Genomic DNA, 23,639 nt, shown 5'->3' on the forward strand with positions numbered 1-23,639 from the left:
GCTGCTGGAGACCATCGGCCAGCGGAGCCATGGGAGTCGTGTGGCGTGCCAAGGACGAACGGCTGGGGCGGGTCATCGCGATCAAGCACCTGCACGCCCGGCCGGGCCTGAGCGCCGCCCAGACCGACGAGGCGCGCAGGCGCGCGATGCGCGAGGCGCGGCTCGCCGCGCGGCTGCATCACCGCAACGCGATCACCATGCTCGACGTCGCCGAACACGACGGCGACCCGTGCCTGGTGATGGAGTACCTCGAGTCGCAGAGCCTCTCGGCGGTCCTGGCCGAGCGCGGCACGCTCCCGCCGGAGCAGGTCGCCTCCATCGGCCACCAGGTCGCCGCGGCCCTCGCCGCCGCGCACGCGGCCGGGATCGTCCACCGCGATGTCAAGCCCGGCAACATCTTGCTCGCCGACGAGGGCCGGGTGAAGATCACCGACTTCGGCATCTCCCGCGCGCTCGGCGACGCCACGATCACCGAGACCGGCATGCTTGCGGGCACCCCCGCCTACCTGGCGCCGGAGATCGCGCGCGGCAAGGACCCGGGTCACGCTTCCGACGTCTTTTCCCTCGGCGCCACGCTGTATCACGCGGTCGAGGGCACGCCGCCGTTCGGTTTGAACCCCAACCCGCTGGCGCTGCTGCACGCGGTGGCCTCGGGCCGCATCGACCGCCCGCAGAACGCCGGTCCGCTCACATCGACGTTGATGTCGTTGCTGCGCACGGAACCCGAGAACCGCCCGACGATGGCGGAGGCGGCGGCCACGCTGTCGATGCCGACCGCCCAGCTGGCGCAGATGGCGATGGCGGCGGAGCCGCAGACCAGACCGGTGCGTCCGGTGATGCGCCAGCAGGCCCAGCTGCCCGCCCGCCCGGCTGAGCAGCACGACTGGCGCACGGCCCGCCCAACCGAGCAGGACGACTGGCGCACGGCCCGCCCGGCCGAGCAGGACGACACGCGCCCGGTCCGGCACGAGCCGCCGGCGACCGCTTACGTCCCCGAGCCCAAGCCCAAGCGGCCCGCGCCCGCCCGCAGGCAGCCCGACCCGGTGCGCACCAAGCTGATCGCGGCGGTCGTGGGTGTGTTGCTGCTGATCGGCGGCACCATCACGGTCATCGCGATGAACGCCGCGAAGGGCGACACCGCCGCCGCGTCACCTCCGCCGTCCTCGTCGTCGGAGCGGCCGAGCACCGTGGCCCCGACCAAGGTGCCGGACGCGGAGAAAATCTCGAACTACTCGGCTGCGGGACTCGCGGTGGTCAACTACTTCAGCAGCGACGCCTCGCTCGACGCGCGCTGGGCCATGCTCGGCCCCAACGGCAAGGCGGCCTTCGGCGACCGCGCGGCGTTCGACCAGTACTGGTCGCAATTCCGCTGGGTCAGCTCCCGCAATGCCAATGGCGTGACAGCCAACTCCGACGGCTCGGTGAACGTCCCCCTCGACGTGACGGTGAAGACCGGGGCAGGCGAGGAGACCGGCAAGCGGACGGTGAAGGTCATCCTGGTCGGCGGCAAGTACCTCATCGACTCCGACTCACGATAAGCGAGTCCAGCACCCGCGCCCGGTGCGCCGACGGGGTGCCCCACGCCGATCGCAGGGCACGGACCTTCGTGAGCCACAGCCCAAGATCACACTCCCGCGTGTAGCCGACTGCGCCATGCACTTGCAGCGCCACCCGTGCGGCCCGGTCCGCCGCTTCGCCTGCGGCCACCTTGGCCGCTGAGATGTCGCGCGGGCTCATGGTCACCGCCGCGCCGAACACCAAGGGCCGGGCCAGTTCGAGCCCGACGAGCACGTCGGCGAGGTGGTGCTTGACGGCCTGAAACCCGCCGATGGGACCGCCGAACTGAGTGCGGGTCTTGGCGTAGGAGACGGTTCGCTCCAGCAGCCCCTGCCCCAACCCCACCAACTGCGCGGATACGGCCAACACCCCGGCCTCGAACACGGGATGTTCCACAGCGAGCGCCTCGACCCGGAACAGCCGCCGTGCGGCGTCGACCGAGGTCACCCGGGCAGCTGCGACCGCTCGTCCCGTGGGCGTCAGGATGAGGTCGGCGATGTCGGCGTCCAAGGCGTGGGGGACGTGGGGTGGGAGGGCTACGGTGGCGATCGCCTTGCCGCCGGCCAAGTCCGGAAGCAGGGACGCGTCGGCCAGGGATGGTGCGACCGCGACGGATTCCACCAAGGGGCCCGGGACGGCGTGCCTGCCGAGCTGTTCGAAGGCGACCACCAGGTCGACCGCGGTCGCGTCGAGGCCGCCGAAGCGTTCGGGGACGGCCAACGCCATGACGCCCAGGTCGGCGAGTTCCCGCCAGATCGCGAGGCCGGGAGCGTGGTCGCCCGCCGCCCATGCCCTGGCCGCGGTTGGGACTGAGGCGGCGGACAAGAGGTCGTCGAGAGATGCGGCGAACTGGCGCTGTTCGGCGGTCAGGGTGAACCTCATCGCGGCAGCCCCAGCAGGCGTTCGGCCACGACGTTGCGCTGGATCTCATTCGTGCCCGCGTAGATCGGGCCCGCCAGCGAGAACAGGTAGCCGTCCTGCCAAGGCCCCGCCAACTCGCCGTCAGACCCAAGAAGGTCGAGTGCCGTCTCGTGCAGGGCGACGTCCAGCTCCGACCAGAACAGCTTGGTGACACTCGATTCCGCGCCCAGCTCACCGCCATCGGCCAACCGGCTGACGGTGCCGAAGGTGTGCAGCCGGTAGGCCTGCGCCCCGATCCACGCGTCGACCACCCGGTCGCGCGACGACAGGTCGCCCCGCGAAGCCCACAGGTCGACCAGCCGGTCCGCGGCCGCGAGGAAGCGGCCTGGGCTGCGCAAAGACAGGCCGCGTTCGTTGCTGGCCGTGCTCATCGCGACCCGCCAGCCGTCGTCGACCGCGCCCAGGACATCCTGGTCGGGGACGAAGACTTCGTCGAGGAAGATCTCCGCGAAGCCCGGTTCACCGTCGAGTTGGTCGATCGGACGGACAGTCACACCCTCGGCCCGCAGGTCGAACAGGAAGTATGTCAACCCCTTGTGCCGCACCGCCTCAGGATTGGTGCGGAACAGGCCGAACCCGCGGTCGGCGAACGACGCCCGCGAACTCCACGTCTTCTGACCCGACAGCAGCCAGCCGCCGTCCGTGCGCACCGCACGGCTGCGCAGCGCGGCCAGATCGCTGCCCGCCTCCGGCTCGGACCACGCCTGGGCCCAGACATCAAGAGCCCGCGCCATCCGGGGAAGCAGCCGGTCGCGCTGCTCCTGCGTGCCGTGGGCGAACAAGGTGGGAGCCAGCAGGAAGATCCCGTTCTGGCTGACCCGCCCGGGTGCCCCCGCCGCGTAGTACTCCTCTTCGAACAGGATCCACTCCAGCAGTGACGCGTCCCGCCCGGTGTACTCGGCGGGCCACGACACCACCGCCAGCCGCGCCTCGGCCAGGGTCCGCTCCCACTCGCGGTGCGCGGCGAAGCCCTCGGCGGTGTCCATCGAAGGCAGACCCGCGGGCACGTGAGCCGCCAGCCACGCGCGGACCTCGTCCCGAAACGCCGCCACGGCGGGCGACAGGTCAAGATCCATCAGCGGCCTGCTTCATCGAGCGGGCGTCGAGGCCGCCGAGGGAATCCTTCGACACTTCCGCGTTGTGCGCGTGGGCGAAGTGGTGCAGACCGAAAACCGAGTCCATCCCGGCTCGCATCCCCATCTGGTCCTCCGCCTGGTTGACGGCCTTCTTCGTCAGAGCCAGCCCGAACTGAGGCATCTCCGCGATCCGCGCCGCGAGTGCCTCCACTTCGGACTCCAGCGAGTCCCGCGGCACCACCCGGTTCACCATCCCGTGCCGCAGCGCCCAAGCCGCGTCGAACCGGTCGCCGGTGAACAGGAACTCCTTCGCCGCGCGCGGACCCAGCACCCACGGGTGCGCGAAGTACTCGACCCCGGGAATCCCCATGCGCACGACCGGATCCGAGAAGAACGCGTCGTCCGAGCAGACGATCAGGTCGCATACCCAGGCCAGCATCAGCCCGCCCGCGATACACGCCCCCTGCACCATCGCGATCACCGGCTTCGGGATCTCCCGCCACCGCCTGCACATCCCGAGGTAGACCTCGCTCTCCCGGGCGAACCGCTGGTCACCGCCCTCGCGGCCGACGTGGTCCCACCACAGCACCGCCTTGCGCTCGAACGAGACGTCCACGTCCCGACCCGGGGTGCCGATGTCGTGCCCGGCCGAGAAGTGCTTCCCCGCACCGGCCAGCACGATCACCTTGACCTCGGGGTCATCCACCGCCCGGGCGAACGCCGCGTCCAGCGCGTAGGTCATCGCGGAGTTCTGCGCGTTGCGGAACTCCGGGCGGTTCATCGTGACCACGGCCGTCGCGCCACGACGCTCGTAGAGGACCTCGCTCATCCGTCCCTCAGCATTCTCTTGAGAATCTTCCCGGTGGCGTTGCGCGGCAGATCCGTCCGAAACTCGACCGAGCGCGGGATCTTGTAGTTGGCCAGCCGTTCCGCGCAGTGCGCCAGGATGTCCTCTGTGGACAGTTTGGTGCCTGGGGTCAGGATGATGTGCGCCCGGCCGACCTCGCCGAGCCGCTCGTGCGGCACTCCGACCACCGCGCACTCGGACACTCCCGGCAGCCGGGCGAGCACCTGCTCGACCTCCACCGGGTACACGTTGAACCCGCCGCACACGTACATGTCCTTGAGCCGGTCGGTGATCGTCAGGTACCCGTCCGCGTCGAGCACGCCCACATCCCCGGTGTGCAGCCAGCCGTCGGCGTCGACGGCCTGCGCGGTGGCCTCGGGATCGTCGAGGTAGCCCAGCATGACGTTGGGCCCACGCACGAGGATTTCCCTTGTGTCCTCGGCGATGCGCACCTCGAACCCGGCGACCGCCCGGCCGGACGTGCGGGACACGATCTCCGGCGCGTCACCGGGTCGGCACATCGTCACCACGACCGCCTCGGTCAGCCCGTACGCGGTCAACACGGTCTGGAAGCTCAACTCCGACCGCATCCGCTCCACCAGCACGACCGGCACGGGCGCGGCGCCGGTCACCGCCAGCCGCAGCGTCGACGGCCGCTTGCCCTGGCGGTCGAGCATCGTCTGGTAGATCGTCGGCGGCCCGGGAAGCACGGTGATCCGCTCGCGCTCCACCAGCTCCAGCGTCCGGTCGAGGTCGAAAACGGCCTGCGGAACCATTGTCGCCCCGCTGAGCAGCGCGGCCAGGATGCCCGCCTTGTAGCCGAAGCTGTGGAAGAACGGGTTGACGATCAGGTACCGGTCCGCCGGCGTCACCTCCCCGCACTCCACCCATGCGGCGGCAACGCCCAGCGCTTGCCGGTGCGCGGTCATCGCCCCTTTGCCGCGGCCCGTGGTGCCAGAGGTGAAGAGGATGTCGGAGACCTGGTCCGGCGTGACCGCGTCGGCCCGCGCCCGCGCCACCTCGACCGGCACCCGCTCCGCGACCGCGCCCAGCGCGTCCCATTCGATCACGTCCGGCGCCTGCCGGTCGCCCTCACCGGGAATCCGGATGACGGTCACCCCGTCAAGAGCACCCCGCAACCGGGCGAGTCGGTCCACCCCAAGGAAAGTCCCCACGACGAACAGCGCCCGCGCGCGGCTGCGGGTCAGGATCTCGGCCATCTCCGGCCCGGTGAACCGGGTGTTCACCGGCACGGCAACGCATCCCGCGTACTGCGCGCCCAACGCCGCGGCCACCCAGTGATGGGTGTTCGGCGCGCACAACGCCACCCGGTCCCCGGGCTCAAGGCCTTCCGCGATCAGCGCCCGGGCGACCGTCTCGGCCGCGGCGAGCAGGTCGCGCCAGGTCAGCCGGACCGAGCCGTCCGCGATGGCCTCGGCGTCGCCGAACCGCTCGGCCGCCGCGCGCAACGCCGCCGGGGTGGTGGTCGTCACCAAACCTCCTCCAAAGCAAGTGCTTGGTAGGCTACTGTACCGACGGGAGCAAGAGCGGAGGTGCGCGTGGACGATTTTCGGGCATCGGCGCGGGAGTGGCTGGCCGACAACCTCTTCGGCGAGTACCGGCACCTGCGCGGACTCGGCGGACCGGGCCGCGAGCACGAGGCCTTCGACGAGCGCCTCGCCTGGGACCGCCACCTCGCCGCCGCGGGCTGGACCTGCCTTGGCTGGCCCGTCGAACACGGCGGCCGGGCCGCGAGCCTCGCCGACCAGATCGCCTTCCACGAGGAGTACGCCCGCGCCGACGCGCCCGCCCGGGTCAGCCACATCGGCGAGGAACTGCTCGGCCCGACCCTGCTCGCGTTCGGCACCGAAGAGCAGCGCAAACGTTTTCTTCCAGGGATTCGGCACGTCCGTGAGCTGTGGTGCCAGGGCTATTCCGAGCCGAACGCGGGCTCCGACCTGGCGTCGGTGCGCACCTCGGCCCGCCGCGACGGCGACGACTGGGTGATCACCGGCCAGAAGGTGTGGACCTCGCTGGCCCACCTGGCGGACTGGTGCTTCATGATCGCCCGCACCGAACCCGGGTCGCGGCGCCACCACGGCTTGTCCTACCTGCTCGTCCCCATGGACCAGCCCGGCGTCGAGGTCCGCCCGATCGTCCAGCTCACCGGAACCTCCGAGTTCAATGAGGTCTTCTTCGACGGCGCCCGCACCGCCGCCGACCTGGTCGTCGGCGAACCGGGTGGCGGCTGGAAAGTCGCCATGGGCACGCTGTCCTTCGAGCGCGGCGTCGCCACCCTCGGCCAGCAGGTCGGCTTCCGCCGCGAACTCGACGCCCTCGTCACCCTGGCCGTCAGGACCGGCGCCGCCGACGACCCGGCGATCGCCGAACGGCTCGCCCGCGCCCGCGTCGGCCTGGAAGTCATGCACGCCTACGCCGTGCGCGGCACCGACGCCTCCGTCGCGAAGCTCGTCTGGTCCCGGTGGCACCGCGGCCTCGGCGAACTCGCCATGGACGTCATCGGCGCGGCGTCGATGCTGACCCCGGACGGCCTCGACGAGTGGCAGCGGCTGTTCCTGTTCAGCCGGGCCGACACGATCTACGGCGGGTCCGACGAGATCCAGCGCAACATCATCGCCGAGCGCGTGCTCGGCCTGCCGCGAGAGGCCCGCACATGAAGGTTCCGCCCTATCCGGCAGGCCACGCCCTGCTCGACGGCAAGGTTGTCGTCGTCACCGCCGCCGCGGGCACCGGCATCGGCTCCGCGGTCGCCCGCCGCGCGCTGGAGGAGGGCGCCAAGGTCGTCGTCAGCGACTGGCACGAGCGCCGCCTGGCCGAGACCGCCGCGAAACTGGCCGCGGACCACCCCGGCAAGGTGCACTCACTGGTCTGCGACGTCACCGACGAGACCCACGTTCAAGCCCTCATCGACGGCGCCGCGGAGCACTTCGGGCGCATCGATGTCCTGGTCAACAACGCAGGCCTCGGCGGCACCAAGTCCATTGTGGACATGACGGACGACGAGTGGTCGCGGGTCCTCGACGTCACCCTCAACGGCACCTTCCGCTGCACCCGGGCCGCGGTCCGGCGGTTCATCGCCCAAGGCGGCGGCGGGTCGATCGTCAACAACGCCTCGGTCATCGGCTGGCGCGCGCAGCAGGGCCAGGCGCACTACGCCGCGGCCAAGGCCGGGGTGATGGCGCTGACCAGGTGCACCGCCCTCGACGTCGCCGAACACGGCATCCGGGTGAACGCCGTCGCGCCCAGCCTGGCCATGCATCCCTTCCTGGCCAAGGTGACCAGCGACGAACTGCTCACCGAACTCGCCGGCCGGGAGGCGTTCGGCAGGGCCGCCGAGCCGTGGGAAGTCGCCAATGTCATGGTGTTCCTGGCCGGCGACTACGCCTCCTACCTCACCGGCGAGGTCATCTCGGTCAGCAGCCAGCACCCCTGAGCGAAGGAACACCCAGAAAATGCGAGAACGGAAGCCGTCCGAGGGCACCGGCAGACGCGCCGAGCTGCTCGCGCTCGCCGCCGACATGTTCGCCGAGCGCGGGTTCCGGGCCACCACGGTCCGCGACATCGCCGACCGCGCGGGCATCCTGTCCGGCAGCCTCTACCACCACTTCGACTCGAAAGAGTCGATGGTGGACGAGATCCTGACCGGCTTCCTCGACGCGCTCTTCGGCCGCTACGACGAGATCCTCGCCCGCGGCCTCGGCCCCCGCGAGACCCTTGAGGCCATCGTCGCCGCCTCCTTCGCCGCGATCGACGAGCGGCACGCCGAGGTCGCGATCTACCAGAACGAAGCCGGGTACCTGGCCGGGTTCGAGCGGTTCGGCTACATCGAGGAACGCAACGTCCAGTTCCGCAAGATGTGGTCGGCCATCCTCACCGACGGCATCGCCCGCGGCGTGTTCCGCCCCGACCTCGACGTCGAGGTCGCCTACCGATTCCTGCGCGACACCGTCTGGGTCGCCGTCCGCTGGTACAGCCCCGGCGGCCCGCTCACCCACGACGACATCGCCAGGCAGTACCTGGGCATCCTCCTGGACGGGATCGCCACCAAAACCAAGGATTGACGTCCTCCCCGGCTTGAAGCTGGGGATTCCAACAGCGGCTACCGCACGATGAGGAGGTCGCGTTGAGGTTCACGGTTCGCAGGCTCACCCAACGGCGGGCCTCCCCGTGCGGTCACGGCATGCCCTGCCGCGAATCGAATGTTCAGTGCCGCGTTCACGTCAGCGTTGCAGGCGAAACCGCAGGATCGGCACCGGAAGGCGGCTTGGCTCTCGCGCGCCTCCCGATCCACGACCCCGCACGCCGAGCAACGCTGACTCGTGAACCGCGGGTCGACCTTCACCACCCGGCCCGGGGCCTTGTGCTCCAGCCGGGTTGCCAACTGACCCCACCCGCCGGCCAGGATCCCCCGGTTCAGGCCCGCCTTCTGTCGCACGCCCCGGCCAGGGGCATCGACCGTCCCCCTCGCCGACCGGGTCATTTTGATGACTTTGAGGTCCTCGACCGCGATCACGTCGAAGTCCCGGGCCAGGCGGGTACTGGTCTTCTCGACCCAGTCCTTGCGCCGGTCGGTTTCGCGGGCCTTGAGTTTCGCGATCGCCGTCTTGACCTTGCCGCGCCGGTTGGAGCCGCGTTGCGCCCGGGCGAGTTTGCGTTGCAGCCGCAGCAGCCGCGCCTTCTCCGTGTCTCGCAGAGCGGGCGCGTTCAGCAGTTCCCCGGTGGACAACGCAGCCGACACCACGACACCTCGATCCACACCCACCACCGCACCCGTGCCCGGTGCTGCGATGGGCTTGGGCACCACGGCGAACGCGACGTGCCAGCGGCCAGCCCGGTCGCGGGTGATGCGGTAGGACTTCACACCGTCGGCAACAGCACGCGACCAGCGGAACCGCACCCACCCCACCTTGGGCACTTTGACCTCACCCACCTTGCGAGACACCCGGCGCACGTCGTCAGGATCGACCGCCACGATCCGGAAACCCTCACCCCGCCCCCGTCCGCGCCAGGTCGGTCGCCGGTGGGTGCGGCCGAAGAAGTTCGACATGGCCTGAGCGAAGTCCTTCAACGCCTGCTGCCGCACGATCACCGACCCGGCGGCCAGCCACGGGTTTGCCGCTCGCGCCTCGGTCAACTGACGGCACTGCTCGGTGTACGCCGGCGCGGCCTTGCGCTCCGGCGTCCAGTGGGCGTGTTGTTCGACGGCGAGGTTCCACAAGAACCGGGCATGCCCGCAGTGCTCCAGCAACACCTGCTCCTGTGCGACTGTCGGCCGCAGACGAAATCGGGACATGCGATCAACCTGACGACCACCACCGACAGAACCCGGAGACAGCGGTGAAACTCGACACGCCAGTGCACACCCGGGCATCGGCCCTTTCGCTCCCGATTCAGCGTGACCACCGGAACATTCTCGGAAGGTCGTGGTGATCGTGGCCGAGGCCTACATCGTCGACGCACTGCGCACACCCACCGGCAGGCGCGGCGGCGCGCTCAGCGGTGTGCACCCGCTCGACCTCGGCGCGCACGTGCTGCGCGCGCTCATGGGTCGGACGGACGTGGACCCGGCGGCGGTCGACGACGTGGTCTTCGGCTGTGTCGACACGATCGGCCCGCAGGCGGGCGACGTGGCGCGGCTGTCCTGGCTGGCCGCGGGGTTCAGCGACGAGGTCCCCGGGGTGACCGTCGACCGGCAGTGCGGGTCGAGCCAGCAGGCCCTGCACTTCGCCGCGCAGGCCGTGCTCAGCGGCACCGCCGACCTGGTCGTCGCGGGTGGCGTGCAGAGCATGAGCCAGATCCCGATCGGCTCGGCGATGACCGTCGGGCAGCAGTTCGGGTTCCCGACCCCGATGTCCGGCTCCACCGGCTGGGCCGCGCGCTACGGCGCCGAGGAGGTCGACCAGTTCCGCTCCGCCGACATGATCGCCGAACGATGGGAGATCGGGCGCGCGGAGATGGAGCGGTTCGCGCTGACCAGCCACCAGCGCGCGGTGACCGCGATCGACGAGGGCCGGTTCGACCGGGAGATCGTCCCGCTCGGCGACGCGCGGGTCGACGAGGGCCCGCGCCGGGACACGTCACTGGAGAAGATGGCCGGGCTCAAGCCGCTGCGCGAGGGCGGGATCTCCACCGCGGCCATGGCCAGCCAGATCTCCGACGCCGCCGGCGCGGTCCTCGTCGCCTCCGAACGCGCGGTCAAAGACCACGGCCTCACCCCGCGCGCGCGTATCCACCACTTGTCCGCGCGCGGCGACGACCCGGTCTACATGCTCACCGCCCCCATCCGGGCGACCCGGTTCGCGCTGGACAAGGCCGGAATGTCCATTGCGGATATCGACTTGTTCGAGGTGAACGAGGCGTTCGCCAGCGTGCCGCTCGCGTGGATCAAGGAGACCGGTGCCGACCCGGCGAAGGTCAACGTCAACGGCGGCGGGATCGCGTTGGGACACCCGATCGGCGCGACCGGAACCAAGCTCTTCACCACGTTGCTGCACGAACTCGAACGCACCGGCGGCCGGTTCGGCCTGCAGACGATGTGCGAAGGTGGCGGCCAAGCCAACGTCACCATTGTCGAACGTCTCGGTTGATTGCGGTAACCACTTTCGAGTGGCAGCGTTGACCCTTCGGGACAACCCCGAACCAGGAGGAACGCGATGGCGATGATGCCCGTGACGGATTCGATGTTCCTGCTCGGCGAGTCGCGGGAGCATCCCCTGCACGTCGGCGGGCTGCAGCTGTTCCAGCGTCCGGACGGCGCCGGGCCGGATTTCGTGGGCAACCTGCACCGCGAGCTGCTGTCCGAAGTCGACATCCGGCCGCTGTTCCGGCGCAGGCCGCGCGGGATCGGCACGGTCGGGCCGTTCGCCTGGGCCAACGACGACGACATCGATCTTGAGTACCACGTCCGGCTCTCCGCGCTGCCCGCGCCGGGCCAGGTCCGCCAGCTGCTGGAGCTGGTGTCGCGGCTGCACGGCTCGCTGCTCGACCGGCACCGGCCGCTGTGGGAGGCGCACCTGATCGACGGGCTGTCGGAGAACCGCTTCGCCGTTTACACCAAGGTCCATCACGCGCTCGTCGACGGTGTGTCCGCGCTGCGGCTGCTGCAGAAGTCGCTGTCGGAGGACCCGGACGAGCGCGACATGCGTCCCCCGTGGTCCCCGAGGATGCGCACCGACGCGGCGGCGGCTCCGCGGGGCGGCGACAGTAAGCCTTTGAGTGGCATCGCCAACGCCTTCGGGGCGGTCCGCGACGTGATCAGCCTGGCTCCGGCGGTCGTGCGCTACGCCAATCAGGTGTTTCAGGAGCAGTCGGCCACGCTGCCTTTCGAGGCCCCGAAGTCGATGTTCAACGTCCCGATCACCGGCGCCCGCCGGTTCGCCGCGCAGAGCTGGCCGATGGACCGCGTCCGGGCCGTCGGCGTCGCCTCGGGCGCCACCGTCAACGACGTCATGCTGGCCATGTGCGCGGGCGCGCTGCGCGAGTACATGATCGAACTGGGCGCGCTGCCGGACAAGCCGCTGGTCGCGGCCGTCCCGATCTCCCTGCGCTCGGACAGCGACGGGGACGCGGGCGGCAACGCCGTCGGCTTGATCCTCTGCACGCTGGCCACCGACGTCGAGGACCCGGTGGACCGCCTCGCCGCCATCTCGGAGTCCATGCGGCGCGGCAAGCAGTTCTACAGCGGCATGAGCCAACTCCAGATCACCGCGCTCAGCGCCATCCCGTTCGCCCCGCTCGCGGTGGCCCTGTTGCCGGGCGTGCAGAAGCTCACCCCGCCCGCGTTCAACCTCCTGATCTCGAACGTTCCGGGCCCGAAGCGCCCGCTGTACTGGAACGGCGCGCGGATGGAGGGCGTGTACCCGGTGTCGATCCCGTACGAGGGCCAAGCTCTCAACATCACGGTGACCAGCTACGACGGCAGCCTGGAGTTCGGCCTGACCGGGTGCAGGCGGACGGTCCCGCATTTGCAGCGGCTGCTCACGCACCTGGAAACGAGCTTGGCTGCGATGGAGAAGCAACTCGTCTGACTCCCGCCTGCCTAGGGGACGAGTCTCGCCAGTCGCTGGGCGGTCTCCTGGGCCTGGGCCATGATCGCGTCGATCAGGTCCGCGCAGGTGGGGAGATCGTCGAGCAGGCCGACGACCTGGCCGCTGGCCAGCACACCCGCGTCGGTGTTGCCCTCGACCAGGCCCGAGCGGAGCAGCATCGGCGTGTTCGCGGCCATGATCACCTGCGACCAGCTCAACTCCTTGCCGTGGCGCATGGCCAGGCCCTCGCGGACCATCGCCGACCAGCTCAGGTTCGTCAGCGCGCGGAACCGGAAGGCGTTTCGGACGGCGGCGGCCAGGCCCCGGATCCGGCCGGACTTCTCGAGCTTGTCCACCAGTTCGGTGCGCAACACGCGATGCGGCATACCGTCCACGCGGGTGCTGACGACCGTGCCGTCGAGCCCGCGCTCAAGATAGGCGCGCTTCACGTCGTCGGGCACGGTGCTCTCCCGCGTGAGCAGGAACCTCGTCCCCATAGCGATCCCAGACGCGCCGTAGGACAAGGCGGCCATCAGCCCGCGACCGTCGAAGAACCCGCCGGCGGCGACCACCGGGATGTCCACACTGTCCACAACGGACGGCAGGAGCAGTGTCGTGGCCACCGAACCGGTGTGCCCACCGCCTTCCCCGCCTTGCACGATGACGGCGTCAGCACCCCAGGCCGCCACCTTCTCGGCATGCCGCGCGGCACCGACGGAGGGGATCACGACGACCCCGTGGTCCTTGAGCTTGCCGATGAACTCCTTCTTGGGCGCCAACGCGAACGAGGCGACCTTGACCCCTTCGCGGATCAGCAAATCCACGCGCTCGGGGGCGTCCACCGCGTCGGCCCGCAGATTGACCCCGAACGGCCTATCCGTGCGGGCCTTGGTTTCCGCGATCGCCTTGCCCAACTCGTCGAAGGTCATGGTCGCCGAGGCGAGAATCCCAAGCCCGCCGGCTTGCGCCACGGCCCCGACCAGCCGAGGGCCCGCCACCCACCCCATCCCGGTCTGCACCACCGGATACCGAACCCCGACCAACCTCGTGAACGCCGTCTCCATCGAGTTATCCACACCTACCTCCGGCTATCCACAGGAAGATCCACAAACCCCCACCCCGCCCCTGCCCCCGATACACTGGACAAGGGACGTCCCCCCGGGACGGGTGGGGGCTGCGATCGTGGGCTTTCGGTCAAGAACTTCGGGCGAGGTTTTGCGCTGTTGGATTGGGCTCGCGAGAGGGGACCTCGCGCTCGCGCAAGTTGTTGGGGTCGAGGGTGTGCAGCAGAGCCAGTTCCTCGGTCGTGGGCATTCGGGTCTCCATCACATCCTCAACGGACAGAGCAAACCCCGTCGCCGCTTCCACCTCGGCGACCGTCACTCCCGGATGTACCGACACCAGCCGCATAGTGCGATTCGGGGTGTCGAAGTCGAGGACGGCCAAGTCCGTCACGACCCGGTGGATGTCGTGGAATGGGCCCGCCGCCTTGTCATAGCCGACTCCCGAAACCATGTCGACTCGTTCGACGAAGACCCGTGGGCTGTGTTTCGGGACCCAGTAGCTGGTTCGGTGGTTGGCCGTGTTGCCCGGGGCCCCGCGCACGCCGAGCAGCTGGCGTTGGGGTTGGGCGTGGTCGCCGATGCAGGAGATGTTCTGGTTGCCGAACCGGTCGATCTGGTTGGCGCCCATGACGACGTGCCTGCGGCCCCAGGCCAAGACGTCGAACACCGCCCGGTACGGCAGCCAGCCCTCGACCTGGCCGGGTGTGCCCAGCGCCGGTGTGTCGGCGAACAGCATGGCTTCGCCGTCGGAGATGAGCAGGTCACCGGCGATGGTCAAGCGGGCCAGTCGGGCGCCCAGGGTGGGCATGGTTCCCATGGGGCTGGCCAGGATCTCGCCGTCCCCGCGGAACAGGTCGGCGCAGGCGACAGCGCAGATATCGGCCCTCATGCGGGCACCCCGACCTCGGCCTGGTAGGCGTCCTCGTCGCCGGACAAGTAGCGGTCGGCGAACTCGGCCCACAGCGTCGGGTCGGCCGCTGCCCGGGCGTAGGAGCGCTGGAAGGCTTCGTCGCGTCCGTAGTCGGGGGCGCAGCTGGTGAAATGCGCGCCACGTGGGGTTTCCACCACGCCGTCGACCATCATTCGGTTGAGCAGCAACGTTTGCACTGGGGCCGTGGCCGTCAGCTCGGCTGTCTCCACGATCTGTTCGCACGAGACATACCGGCGTTCTGCGGCCAGGCAGAACAGGTCGTCGAAATACGGGTCGGGGCCGAGGTACTGCGCGTTGCCGTGGGTATCAGCTCTGTTGAGGTGGACCAAGGCCGCGTCGAGCCGCAGCGCGGGAATCGCGACCAGTTCCTCGCCGTCGTCATACGGCGACCGGATGGTGCGCAGCGTCGGGTCGAGTCGCAGCACATCGGAGCCAAGCCCCGCTCGGATCGGCAGGAAAGGCAACCGGTGCGCGGCCGCCCGGAGTCCACACTGGAGCATTCCCTCATCCAGTTCGCGGACCTCGACACGCGCGTTCTCCCTGGCGTGCTTGAACCACGGGTCATAGGCGATCGTGTCCAGCGAGACGAACCCGAACACGACCTTGCGCACCTGCCCCGACGCGCACAGCAGACCGACATCCGGCCCGCCGTAGGACACGACGGTCAGGTCCTTCAACTTCGACCGCAGGATGGCCCGCACCAGCGCCATCGGCTTGCGCCGCGAGCCCCAGCCGCCGATCCCGACGGTCATGCCGTCGGACAGGCAGGCCACCACCTCGTCGGCCGTCATCCGCTTGTCGCGCACCATGTTCCTCTCTAGCTCGTGCCGTCCAGAAAGGACTGGCGGGCGTGGTCGGACGCGCCGATCAGGTTGAGCTCATAGGTGAAGCCCTGCTCGAAGCGGTAGCTTCGGTGCACCGGCTGCGGGTCGATGCCGTTGATCGCTTCCTTGGCCCGCCTGATGACCCGGGTGTCTTTCGCCGCGATCTCCTTCGCCAGAGTCAAAGCGGCCGAATCGAGCGAAGCGCGCGGAACCACCTCGTACACTGATCCATAGTGGAGCAACGTCGCCGCGTCGACCGACCGGCCGGTGAAATACAACGTGCGCATCAGGTGCTGCGGGACGAGCCGCGCCAGGTGGGTCGCCGCACCCAACGCCCCTCGGTCCACTTCGGGCAGTCCGAAAGTCGCGTCCTCGCTGGCGATGACGACATCGGCGTTGCCGACGAGACCGATCCCGCCACCGAGGCAGAACCCCTGCACCGCCGCGATCACCGGCACCGCGCAGTCGTACACCGCGGCGAAAGCCGCGTAGCAGCCACGGTTCGCGCCGACCAACGCGTCGTACCCGTTCGCGCGCTGGATCTCCTTGATGTCCACGCCCGCGTTGAATCCGCGCCCCTCGGCCCGCAACACCACCACGTGCGTCGACTCGTCCCGGCCCGCGGCGGTCACCGCGTCGGCCAGATCGAACCACCCCCGCACGGGGATCGCGTTGACCGGCGGGAAGTCGACGGTGACCACTGTGATGCCTGTGCCACCTGTTTCGCCGCGGCTGGTCGTGATGCCCATGGCGGGCCCGCCTCCTTCCAAACCTAGCGATTGCTTGGTACGTTAGCAGCGGATCACGACGACGGCTAGGAGGCGCCCGTGAGCTTGTCCCTGCCGGACTCGGTGGTGCTGGTGACCGGCGGCGAGCGCGGCGTCGGCGCGGGCATCACCCGGTCGTTCCAAAGGGCAGGCGCGACCGTCGTGACCTGCGGACGAACGCGCCCAGACGTCCCGCTCGGCGAGTTCGTCCAGTGCGATGTGCGCGACGCCGAACAGGTCGAGGCCCTGATCGAGACCGTCCGCGGCCGCTATGGCCGGCTCGACACGGTGGTCAACAACGCGGGCGGCGCGCCGTTCGCCAAAGCCGCCGAGGCGTCCCCGCGGTTCCACTCGAAGGTCGTCGAACTGAACCTGCTGGCCCCGCTGATCGTCGCCCAGCGCGCGTACCCGCTGCTGGCCGAGCGGTCGGGATCGGTCGTCATGGTGAGCAGCATCAGCGGAACCCGCCCCTCGCCCGGCACCGCCGCCTACGGCGCGGCCAAGGCGGGCCTCAACAATCTCACCGCGAGCCTGGCGATCGAGTGGGCGCCGGACGTGCGGGTCAACGCCTTGGCCGTCGGCATGGTGCGCACCGAGATGGCCGAACTGCACTACGGCACCGACGCCGGAGTGGCCGCGGTCGGCGCGACCGTCCCGATTGGACGGCTCGCCGAGCCGGACGAGATCGGCGCGTGCGCGGTGTTCCTGGCCTCGCCGATGGCGTCCTACGTCACGGGGGCGACGCTGCTGGTGCACGGCGGGGGCGAGGTCCCCGCTTTCCTGTCCGCGAGCGATACCAGGGAGAACTGATGGGGCTGTGCCAGGACCGGGTCGTCGTGGTCACGGGCGCCGGGCGGGGGATCGGCCGCGCCCACGCCCTGGCCTTCGCCGCTGAGGGCGCGAAGGTGGTCGTCAACGACCTCGGCGCGGCTCTCGACGGATCGTCCGCGTCGGCGGGCCCGGCGGCCCAGGTGGTCGCGGAGATCGAGGCGCTTGGTGGCCAGGCCGTTGCTGACACGTCAGATGTCGCCGACTGGACCGGCGCGGGCGATTTGATCAACACGGCGTTGAACGCTTTCGGCAGGCTGGATGTCCTGGTGAACAACGCGGGGTTCCTGCGTGACCGCATGCTGGTCAACCTGAGCGAAGCCGAGTGGGACGCGGTGATTCGCGTGCACCTCAAGGGCCACTTCGCCCCGATGCGCCACGCGGCTGAGTACTGGCGCGGCCAGAGCAAAGCAGGCTCGCCGGTGGACGCGCGGATCATCAACACGAGTTCGGGTGCTGGTTTGCTCGGCAGTGTCGGGCAGGGGAACTACTCGGCGGCCAAAGCTGGAATCGCGGGGCTGACGTTGGTGGCCGCGGCGGAGTTCGGCCGTTATGGGGTCACGGTCAACGCGATCGCCCCAGCCGCCCGCACGAGGATGACGGAGACGGCCTTCGCCGAGTCCATGGCCGCACCGGAATCGGGATTCGACGCCATGGCGCCGGAGAACATCTCGCCGCTGGTGGTGTGGCTGGGCAGCACCGAATCCGCCGGTGTGACCGGCAAGGTCTTCGAGGTGGAGGGCGGCAAGGTCTCCCTCGCCGACGGCTGGCGCCACGGTCCTTCGGTGGACAAGGGCGCTCGCTGGACCCCCGCGGAACTGGGCCCGGTGATCGCGGACTTGCTCGACAAGTCGGCCCCACCCACCCCCGTCTACGGCGCCTGACCCGCGAGTCGCCCCTCCAGGCGAACGAGTCGCCCCTTCCGGCAACCGAGTTCACCCTTCGCGAACCTCGAATCCGTTGACATCGCAACCTGGACGGTGAACTCATTCGCCGGAAGGGGCGACTCATTCGCCGGGAGGGGCGACTCGCGGGTTTAGAGGCGTTCGATGATGGTGCCGGTGGCAAGGGCGCCGCCCGCACACATTGAGATCAGGGCGGTGGAACCGTCACGGCGTTCGAGTTCGTGCAGGGCTGTGGTGATCAGGCGGGTGCCGGTGCTGCCGACCGGGTGGCCCAGGGCGATGGCGCCGCCGTTGACGTTGACCTTGTCCATGTCCGGGTTGTGCACCCGCGCCCACGACAGCACGACCGACGCGAAAGCCTCGTTGACCTCGAACAAGTCCAGGTCGCCCATCTTCATCCCGCTGCGCTCCAGCACCCGCTCGGTGGCCTGGACCGGGCCGTCGAGGTGGTAGTACGGCTCCGCTCCCACCAGGCATTGGGCGACGATCCGGGCCCGCGGTCGCAAACCCAGCGACCGGGCCCGTTCGAGGTCCATCACCAGGACCGCGGAGGCGCCGTCCGATATCTGCGACGACGTTCCAGCGGTGTGCAAACCGCCTTCCAGCACCGGCTTCAGCCCGGCCAGACCTTCAATCGTCGTGTCCCGCAGCCCACCGTCTCGGGTGACGTCGCCGACCGGGATGATCTCGCGGTCATAGCGACCCTCGTCCCAGGCGCGCTTGGCCAGCGCTTGTGAGCGGACACCGAAATTGTCCACATCGGACCGGGTGATTCCCCGGTTGGCGGCGATCCGGTCCGCCGCGACGTACTGGTTGGGCAGGTCGATCGACCACGATTCCGGCCGTGGGGACGAGTCACCGACGTTCGCGCGCAAGGGGACGCGGCTCATCGCTTCGATGCCGCAAGCGATTCCCGTGTCGATCGCGCCGATGGCGATGAGGCCGGCTACGAGGTGGGTCGACTGCTGCGCCGAGCCGCACTGGCAGTCGACCGTCATGCAGCCGGTGGTGTGCGGCAGGCCCGCGTGCAGCCAGGCCGTTCGGGTGACGTTGTTCGACTGCTCGCCCGCCTGGGTCACGCAGCCGCCGATGACCTGCTCGACGAGCGCCGGGTCGATGCCCGCGCGGTCGACCAGGCCACGCTGGGCGGCACCCAGTATTTCCGCGGCGTGGAGGTGGGACAGGGCGCCGTTGCGCTTGCCGATGGGGGTTCGCACGGCCTCGACGATGACGGGATTGCCCACGACCGCACTCCATCCACTCGGCTTCCGCCGATAAACTAGAACACGTTATCGAACGAGGCAAGATCGACCGAAGATCAATCTTGCTGCTGGGGTTCCAAAAGTTAACACCGTATGCTCAAATCGAATATAGAACCTGTTCCAGCATGGAGGTAGCCGTGGCTGAGATTCCCGAGGGCTTCGACTTCACCGACCCCGACCTCTACGCCCAGCGCGTGCCGGTCGAGGAGTTCGCAGAGCTGAGGCGCACCTCGGGGGTGTGGTGGAACGCCCAGCCGCACAACGCGGCCGGGTTCGGCGACGACGGCTACTGGGTGGTCAGCAGGCACGCCGACGTCAAGGAGGTCTCGCGCAACAGCGAGCTCTACTCGACCTGGGAGAACACCGCGATCATCCGGTTCGGGCCGGACATGGAGCGCGAGAAGATCGACCTGCAGCGCAACATCCTGATCAACATCGACCCGCCGCACCACACCAAGCTGCGCGGCATCGTCTCCCGCGGGTTCACGCCGAAGGCGGTCAACAGCCTCAAGGACGCCCTCGCGTGCCGCGCCGCGCGGATCGTGCACGCCGCCAAGGAGACCGGAACCGGCGACTTCGTCACCGATGTCGCGTGCGAGCTGCCCTTGCAGGCGATCGCGGAGCTGTTGGGCATCCCGCAGGACGACCGGCACAAGGTGTTCGACTGGTCCAACCAGATGATCGCCTACGACGACCCCGAGTACTCGGTGGAGCCCGAGGCCGCCTCGATGGAGCTGCTCGGCTACTCCTGGAACCTGGCCGAGGAGCGCAAGCGCTGCCCGGCAGACGACATCGTCACCAAACTGGTCAACGCCAACGTCGACGGCGGCAACCTGGGGTCCGACGAGTTCGGCTTCTTCGTCCTGCTGCTCGCGGTCGCGGGCAACGAGACCACCCGCAACGCCATCACCCACGGCATGCACGCGTTCCTGGAGAACCCGGAGCAGTGGGAGCTCTACAAGGCGGAGCGCCCTTCGACCACCGCCGATGAGATCGTCCGCTGGTCCACCCCGGTGGTGTCCTTCCAGCGCACGGCGACGCAGGACACCGAGCTGGGCGGTGTGGAGATCAAGAAGGGCCAGCGGGTCGGCCTGTTCTACAGCTCGGCAAACTACGACTCCGAGGTGTTCGACGCACCGGAGAAGTTCGACATCACCCGCGATCCCAACCCGCACTTGGGTTTCGGCGGCACGGGAGCGCACTTCTGCGTCGGCGCGAATCTGGCGCGCATGGAGATCGACCTGATGTTCAACGCGATCGCCGACCACATGCCCGACATCCGCAAGGTGGGGGAGCCGCGCAGGCTGCGGTCGGGCTGGCTCAACGGCATCAAGGAATTCCAGGTCGCATACAAGTGATCCCGACGAAGCCGTGACCGCATCTCCCGCGGTCACGGCTTTTCGTTGCCCACGACCCACATCGAGAAGTACTGTGACCCGCCGCCGTAGGCGTGGCCCAGGGCGCGGCGGACCCCGTCGACCTGGTGGTCGCCCGCGCGGCCCATGACCTGCAGCGCGGCCTCGGCGAAGCGCAGCATGCCGGAGGCACCGATCGGGTTGGACGACAGCACGCCGCCCGAGGCGTTCACCGGGAGCTGCCCGTCCATCGCGGTCGCACCCGACTCGGTGAGCTTCCACCCCTGGCCTTGTGCGGCGAAGCCGAGGTTCTCCAGCCACATCGGCTCGAACCAGGAGAACGGCACGTAGATCTCGGCGGCGTCGATCTCCTGGAGCGGGTCGGTGATCCCGGCCTCACGCCACAGCGCGTGCGCGGCGTCGCGGCCCGCCCGCGGGTTGACCTGGTCGCGGCCCGCGAAGGTGGTGGGCTCGGTGCGCATGGCGGTGGCCTGGATCCAGGCGGAATCCTTGTGTGCCGCGGAACTGTCGCCCAGCACGATGGCGCAGGCGCCGTCGGACGACGGGCACGTCTCGTCGTAGCGGATCGGGTCCCACAGCATCGTCGACGCCCGCACCGACTCCAGGGTGATGTCCGGCTGGCGCAGGTGCGCGTAGGGGTTGCGGGCGCCGTTGTGCCGGTCCTTCACCGCGACCAGCGAGCCGATGTGCTCGGGGGCACCGGATCGGCGGATGTAGGAGCGGACGTGCGGGGCGAAGTAGCCGCCCGCCCCGGCGCCCACCGGCATCGAGAACGGCGGCGCGATCGACAGCGCCCACATGGCGTTCGACTCCGACTGCTTCTCGAACGCGACGGCCAGCACCCGGCGGTGCACGCCGGAGTGGATCAGGCTCGCGGCGACGTTCGCGGTCGAGCCGCCGACCGAGCCCGCGGTGTGCACGCGCAGCAACGGCTTTCCCACTGCGCCGAGGGCGTCGGCGAGGAATAGCTCGGGCATCATCACGCCCTCGAACAGGTCGGGCGCCTTGCCGACGACCACCGCGTCGATCCCGTCCCAGTCGACCCCGGCGTCGGCCATCGCGCGGTCGATCGCCTCCCGGCACATCCCGGCCATCGACACGTCGAGCCGCTTGGCCCGGTGGTGGGTCTGGCCGACGCCGAGCACGGCCGCGGGCTGCTTCATCGGGCCTCCATGACGCAGACAAGGTTCTGTTGCAGGGCTGGGCCGCTGGTCGCGTGAGCGAGGACCCGGCCGTACAGTCCGTCGAACACCAGCCGGGCCGCCTCACCGATCCGGGACAGGCCCGCGGCGAACATCGGGTTGCCCGCCAGCGGCCCGCCGGACGGGTTGACCGACACGTCGCCACCGAGCCCGATGGCCTGGCGCAGCAGGATTTCCTGATGGGTGAAGGGCGCGTGCAGCTCCGCCGCCTCGACACCGTCGACACCCGCGGCTTTCGCGGAGGCCACAGTGGACGGTGAGGTGGTGAGGTCACGCGCACCGAGGCTGCCGGAGTCGATCCGGTGCTCGATGCCGGTGATCCAGGCCGGTTGTTCCCGCAGCTCGCGGGCCCGCTCACCGGAGGCGAGGATCACCGCGGACGCGCCGTCGGTGATCGGCGCGCAGTCGTGGCGGCGCAACGGGTCGGCGATGTACGGCTGGCCCAGCAGGTCGACCGCGTCACCGCCGTTGGACCGTGCGGCGACCTCAGCCATGGCCAGCTCGGACCACAGCCCGGCGTCGATGCCGAGCCGGGCCTGCATGGCGGCGATGCTGACCGAGTCCGGCCACAGTGGAGCGACCGTGTACGGGTCGAGCTGTAAAGCCAAGGTGCGGCGAAGGTTTCCCGCCGACGACTTGCCGAACCCGTACACCAGTGCTGTGTCCACCTCGCCGGTCCGGATCTTCAGCCACGCCTCATACAGCGCCCAGGCGCCGTCCATCTCGACGTGCGACTCGTTGATCGGCGGGAACGCCCCGATCGCGTCGACCGCGGCGATGAAGGAAAACGCCCGCGCGGCAAGGTAATCCGACGACCCGGAACACCAGAAGCCGATGTCCTCCTTGGTCAGACCGGTCTCGGCGAACAGGTCGGCGAACACCGGCACGAGCATCTCGACACCGTTGGTCGTGCCCTCGGTGGCGCGGACATGGGGGGCTTGGGCGAAGCCGACGACGGCCACCTCGGTGCTCATAGGTGGCCCTCGTAGGTCTCGTAGGGCGCGTCCGGCTCGCCGGTCGGCGCGAAGTGGTCGATGTTCTCCAACGTCGTTCCCCAGTCCTCAGCCGGTTTCCACACCGCGCGCACCCGCATACCCATCCGCACCTCGTCGGCCGCGCAGCCGAGGACGAGGTGCAGGAACGCGATGTCGGCGCCGTCGAGCAGCACGTAAGCGGCGACGTAGGGAGGTTTGATCCGCTGGCCCAGGAACGGCACGTTGACTACGCAGAATGTTGTCACGGTCCCGATATCGGGCAGCTCGACCTCGTCGGTCGTGGGCACTCCGTCGACCGGGCAGGCGCCGCGTGGGGGGATGTAGACCTTGTGGCACTTGGGGCACCGCTGGCCCAGGAGCTTCCCGTGGGCGAGCGCACGCAGGTACTTGCTTTCCTGAGGGGAGACCGAGTGCACCACATCGAGGTGGATGGGCGTCGTCACCATCGTCACGTCCCCAGCGCGGCCCCCACCCTCTCCGGGGGGACGGCCCCTGGCCAGTCTATCGGTGCTGACGGGCTGGGGGGAGGGGTGCGCTGGTGTTGTGGATGGTTCGGCGATATGTGGATAAGTCGTGGGGTGCGGGTGGTCGGCGGGCTCGAAGCATGCTATATCCGCGATTCCGCCGACCGGGTCCGCCGCCCAGCGGATGCGGACGCGCATGCCGGTCGACATCGCCGAAGGCTGGGGCACGTCGACGGCGTGCAGCAGGGGTGTGTCCGCGCCGTCGAGGCGGACCATGGCCCAGGCGAATGGGCGGTCGAACGGTTGTCCCGCAAGTGGTTTCGGCATCCAGGACCACGTCACGACCGTTCCCTCGGCCGCCACCTCGACGAACTCGCTCAGTGGGGCGGCCGTGACCGGGTCGTACTCGACCGGGGGAACGTGCACCCGACCGTCGGACCCGCGGACACCCACGACCCGTCGGGAGCGGAGTTCGGTCATGAAGTGGCCCAGCACCGGCCCGAGAGACCGGGTGTAGTCGAACCCCACACGCAGCGGGGCGCTCAGTGGCACCGTCACCATTCGAGTGGAAC

General features: G+C 69.6%; 22 protein-coding genes. 9 read left to right on the forward strand and 13 right to left on the reverse strand.

Annotated elements, in window-relative coordinates; all coding sequences use genetic code 11:
* Positions 1 to 38 precede the first annotated feature (38 nt).
* Complete coding sequence (locus tag ACUZ2Y_RS25145; RefSeq protein WP_476323226.1) at positions 39 to 1,538, forward strand: serine/threonine-protein kinase; 1,500 nt, start codon at positions 39 to 41, stop codon at positions 1,536 to 1,538.
* Here the strand turns inward: ACUZ2Y_RS25145 and ACUZ2Y_RS25150 are convergent.
* The 4 genes from ACUZ2Y_RS25150 to ACUZ2Y_RS25165 are packed head-to-tail and all read right to left on the reverse strand — an operon-like array spanning position 1,516 to position 5,897.
* Positions 1,516 to 2,439 carry an acyl-CoA dehydrogenase family protein gene (locus ACUZ2Y_RS25150; RefSeq protein WP_476323229.1) on the reverse strand — a complete coding sequence of 308 codons (924 nt, stop codon included), beginning with the start codon at positions 2,437 to 2,439 and terminating at the stop codon, positions 1,516 to 1,518. The two genes, ACUZ2Y_RS25145 and ACUZ2Y_RS25150, sit on opposite strands and share 23 nt — an antisense overlap.
* Positions 2,436 to 3,554, reverse strand: a complete 1,119-nt coding sequence (locus tag ACUZ2Y_RS25155; RefSeq protein ID WP_476323232.1) for an acyl-CoA dehydrogenase family protein — start codon at positions 3,552 to 3,554, stop codon at positions 2,436 to 2,438. The genes ACUZ2Y_RS25150 and ACUZ2Y_RS25155 overlap by 4 nt, the downstream gene beginning before the upstream one ends.
* Positions 3,544 to 4,383, reverse strand: a complete 840-nt coding sequence (locus ACUZ2Y_RS25160) for an enoyl-CoA hydratase (protein WP_476323235.1) — start codon at positions 4,381 to 4,383, stop codon at positions 3,544 to 3,546. The genes ACUZ2Y_RS25155 and ACUZ2Y_RS25160 overlap by 11 nt, the downstream gene beginning before the upstream one ends.
* The gene (locus tag ACUZ2Y_RS25165; RefSeq protein ID WP_476323238.1) at positions 4,380 to 5,897 is read right to left on the reverse strand and encodes a FadD3 family acyl-CoA ligase; all 1,518 of its coding nucleotides are present in this window, start codon (positions 5,895 to 5,897) and stop codon (positions 4,380 to 4,382) included. Before ACUZ2Y_RS25165 ends, ACUZ2Y_RS25160 begins: the two co-directional genes overlap by 4 nt.
* 57 nt (positions 5,898 to 5,954) lie before the next feature.
* Between ACUZ2Y_RS25165 and ACUZ2Y_RS25170 the strand changes: the two genes are divergently transcribed.
* Genes ACUZ2Y_RS25170 through ACUZ2Y_RS25180 form a run of 3 tightly spaced genes read left to right on the forward strand, consistent with a single transcriptional unit; the run spans position 5,955 to position 8,483 of the window.
* On the forward strand, positions 5,955 to 7,079 hold the full coding sequence (locus ACUZ2Y_RS25170) for an acyl-CoA dehydrogenase family protein (RefSeq protein WP_476323241.1): 1,125 nt from the start codon (positions 5,955 to 5,957) through the stop codon (positions 7,077 to 7,079).
* Entirely contained in the window at positions 7,076 to 7,855 is a 780-nt protein-coding gene (locus tag ACUZ2Y_RS25175; protein ID WP_476323244.1) for an SDR family oxidoreductase, read from the forward strand. The genes ACUZ2Y_RS25170 and ACUZ2Y_RS25175 overlap by 4 nt, the downstream gene beginning before the upstream one ends.
* Positions 7,856 to 7,874: 19 nt before the next feature.
* Positions 7,875 to 8,483, forward strand: a complete 609-nt coding sequence (locus tag ACUZ2Y_RS25180) for a TetR/AcrR family transcriptional regulator (protein ID WP_476323247.1) — start codon at positions 7,875 to 7,877, stop codon at positions 8,481 to 8,483.
* 38 nt (positions 8,484 to 8,521) lie between these two features.
* Here the strand turns inward: ACUZ2Y_RS25180 and ACUZ2Y_RS25185 are convergent, their stop codons facing one another.
* Positions 8,522 to 9,715 carry an RNA-guided endonuclease InsQ/TnpB family protein gene (locus tag ACUZ2Y_RS25185; protein WP_476323250.1) on the reverse strand — a complete coding sequence of 398 codons (1,194 nt, stop codon included), beginning with the start codon at positions 9,713 to 9,715 and terminating at the stop codon, positions 8,522 to 8,524.
* Positions 9,716 to 9,854: 139 nt separating this feature from the next.
* On the opposite strand from ACUZ2Y_RS25185, the gene ACUZ2Y_RS25190 reads away from it, so the two are divergent.
* Together ACUZ2Y_RS25190 and ACUZ2Y_RS25195 are read left to right on the forward strand one after the other, a co-directional pair.
* Positions 9,855 to 11,009: an acetyl-CoA C-acetyltransferase gene (locus ACUZ2Y_RS25190; protein WP_476323253.1), complete on the forward strand. Its 1,155-nt coding sequence runs from the start codon at positions 9,855 to 9,857 to the stop codon at positions 11,007 to 11,009.
* A gap of 66 nt (positions 11,010 to 11,075) precedes the next feature.
* Entirely contained in the window at positions 11,076 to 12,449 is a 1,374-nt protein-coding gene (locus ACUZ2Y_RS25195; RefSeq protein ID WP_476323256.1) for a WS/DGAT/MGAT family O-acyltransferase, read from the forward strand.
* Between the two features lie 11 nt (positions 12,450 to 12,460).
* Here the strand turns inward: ACUZ2Y_RS25195 and ACUZ2Y_RS25200 are convergent, their stop codons facing one another.
* The 4 genes from ACUZ2Y_RS25200 to ACUZ2Y_RS25215 form a co-directional block, all read right to left on the reverse strand.
* Positions 12,461 to 13,513 carry an NAD(P)H-dependent flavin oxidoreductase gene (locus ACUZ2Y_RS25200; RefSeq protein WP_476323259.1) on the reverse strand — a complete coding sequence of 351 codons (1,053 nt, stop codon included), beginning with the start codon at positions 13,511 to 13,513 and terminating at the stop codon, positions 12,461 to 12,463.
* 130 nt (positions 13,514 to 13,643) lie between these two features.
* Positions 13,644 to 14,402, reverse strand: a complete 759-nt coding sequence (locus ACUZ2Y_RS25205; RefSeq protein WP_476323261.1) for a CoA-transferase subunit beta — start codon at positions 14,400 to 14,402, stop codon at positions 13,644 to 13,646.
* Positions 14,399 to 15,250, reverse strand: coding sequence for a CoA transferase subunit A (locus tag ACUZ2Y_RS25210; RefSeq protein ID WP_476332064.1), 852 nt, complete (start codon positions 15,248 to 15,250; stop codon positions 14,399 to 14,401). The genes ACUZ2Y_RS25205 and ACUZ2Y_RS25210 overlap by 4 nt, the downstream gene beginning before the upstream one ends.
* An 11-nt stretch (positions 15,251 to 15,261) precedes the next feature.
* Positions 15,262 to 16,017, reverse strand: a complete 756-nt coding sequence (locus ACUZ2Y_RS25215) for an enoyl-CoA hydratase family protein (protein WP_476323264.1) — start codon at positions 16,015 to 16,017, stop codon at positions 15,262 to 15,264.
* 78 nt (positions 16,018 to 16,095) lie between these two features.
* Here ACUZ2Y_RS25215 and ACUZ2Y_RS25220 point away from each other — a divergent pair, with 78 nt between their 5' ends.
* Positions 16,096 to 16,845: an SDR family oxidoreductase gene (locus ACUZ2Y_RS25220; RefSeq protein WP_476323267.1), complete on the forward strand. Its 750-nt coding sequence runs from the start codon at positions 16,096 to 16,098 to the stop codon at positions 16,843 to 16,845.
* On the forward strand, positions 16,845 to 17,747 hold the full coding sequence (locus ACUZ2Y_RS25225) for an SDR family oxidoreductase (protein WP_476323270.1): 903 nt from the start codon (positions 16,845 to 16,847) through the stop codon (positions 17,745 to 17,747). The genes ACUZ2Y_RS25220 and ACUZ2Y_RS25225 overlap by 1 nt, the downstream gene beginning before the upstream one ends.
* 152 nt (positions 17,748 to 17,899) lie before the next feature.
* On the opposite strand, the gene ACUZ2Y_RS25230 is transcribed toward ACUZ2Y_RS25225, so the two are convergent.
* Positions 17,900 to 19,012 (reverse strand): steroid 3-ketoacyl-CoA thiolase, encoded by a 1,113-nt coding sequence (locus ACUZ2Y_RS25230; protein ID WP_476323273.1) that lies wholly within the window; start codon positions 19,010 to 19,012, stop codon positions 17,900 to 17,902.
* A 143-nt stretch (positions 19,013 to 19,155) separates the two neighbouring features.
* On the opposite strand from ACUZ2Y_RS25230, the gene ACUZ2Y_RS25235 reads away from it, so the two are divergent.
* Positions 19,156 to 20,388: a cytochrome P450 gene (locus tag ACUZ2Y_RS25235; RefSeq protein WP_476323276.1), complete on the forward strand. Its 1,233-nt coding sequence runs from the start codon at positions 19,156 to 19,158 to the stop codon at positions 20,386 to 20,388.
* A gap of 32 nt (positions 20,389 to 20,420) precedes the next feature.
* On the opposite strand, the gene ACUZ2Y_RS25240 is transcribed toward ACUZ2Y_RS25235, so the two are convergent.
* From ACUZ2Y_RS25240 to ACUZ2Y_RS25250, 3 genes are read right to left on the reverse strand one after another with little or no spacing between them, the layout of a single operon-like run.
* On the reverse strand, positions 20,421 to 21,569 hold the full coding sequence (locus tag ACUZ2Y_RS25240; RefSeq protein WP_476323278.1) for a thiolase domain-containing protein: 1,149 nt from the start codon (positions 21,567 to 21,569) through the stop codon (positions 20,421 to 20,423).
* A complete protein-coding gene (locus tag ACUZ2Y_RS25245) occupies positions 21,566 to 22,582 on the reverse strand; it encodes a thiolase domain-containing protein (protein WP_476323281.1) in 1,017 nt (338 codons plus the stop codon). Before ACUZ2Y_RS25245 ends, ACUZ2Y_RS25240 begins: the two co-directional genes overlap by 4 nt.
* The gene (locus tag ACUZ2Y_RS25250) at positions 22,579 to 23,628 is read right to left on the reverse strand and encodes a Zn-ribbon domain-containing OB-fold protein (protein WP_476323284.1); all 1,050 of its coding nucleotides are present in this window, start codon (positions 23,626 to 23,628) and stop codon (positions 22,579 to 22,581) included. The genes ACUZ2Y_RS25245 and ACUZ2Y_RS25250 overlap by 4 nt, the downstream gene beginning before the upstream one ends.
* Positions 23,629 to 23,639: the final 11 nt, after the last annotated feature.

It is taken from the genome of Actinokineospora sp. UV203 (assembly GCF_056323665.1).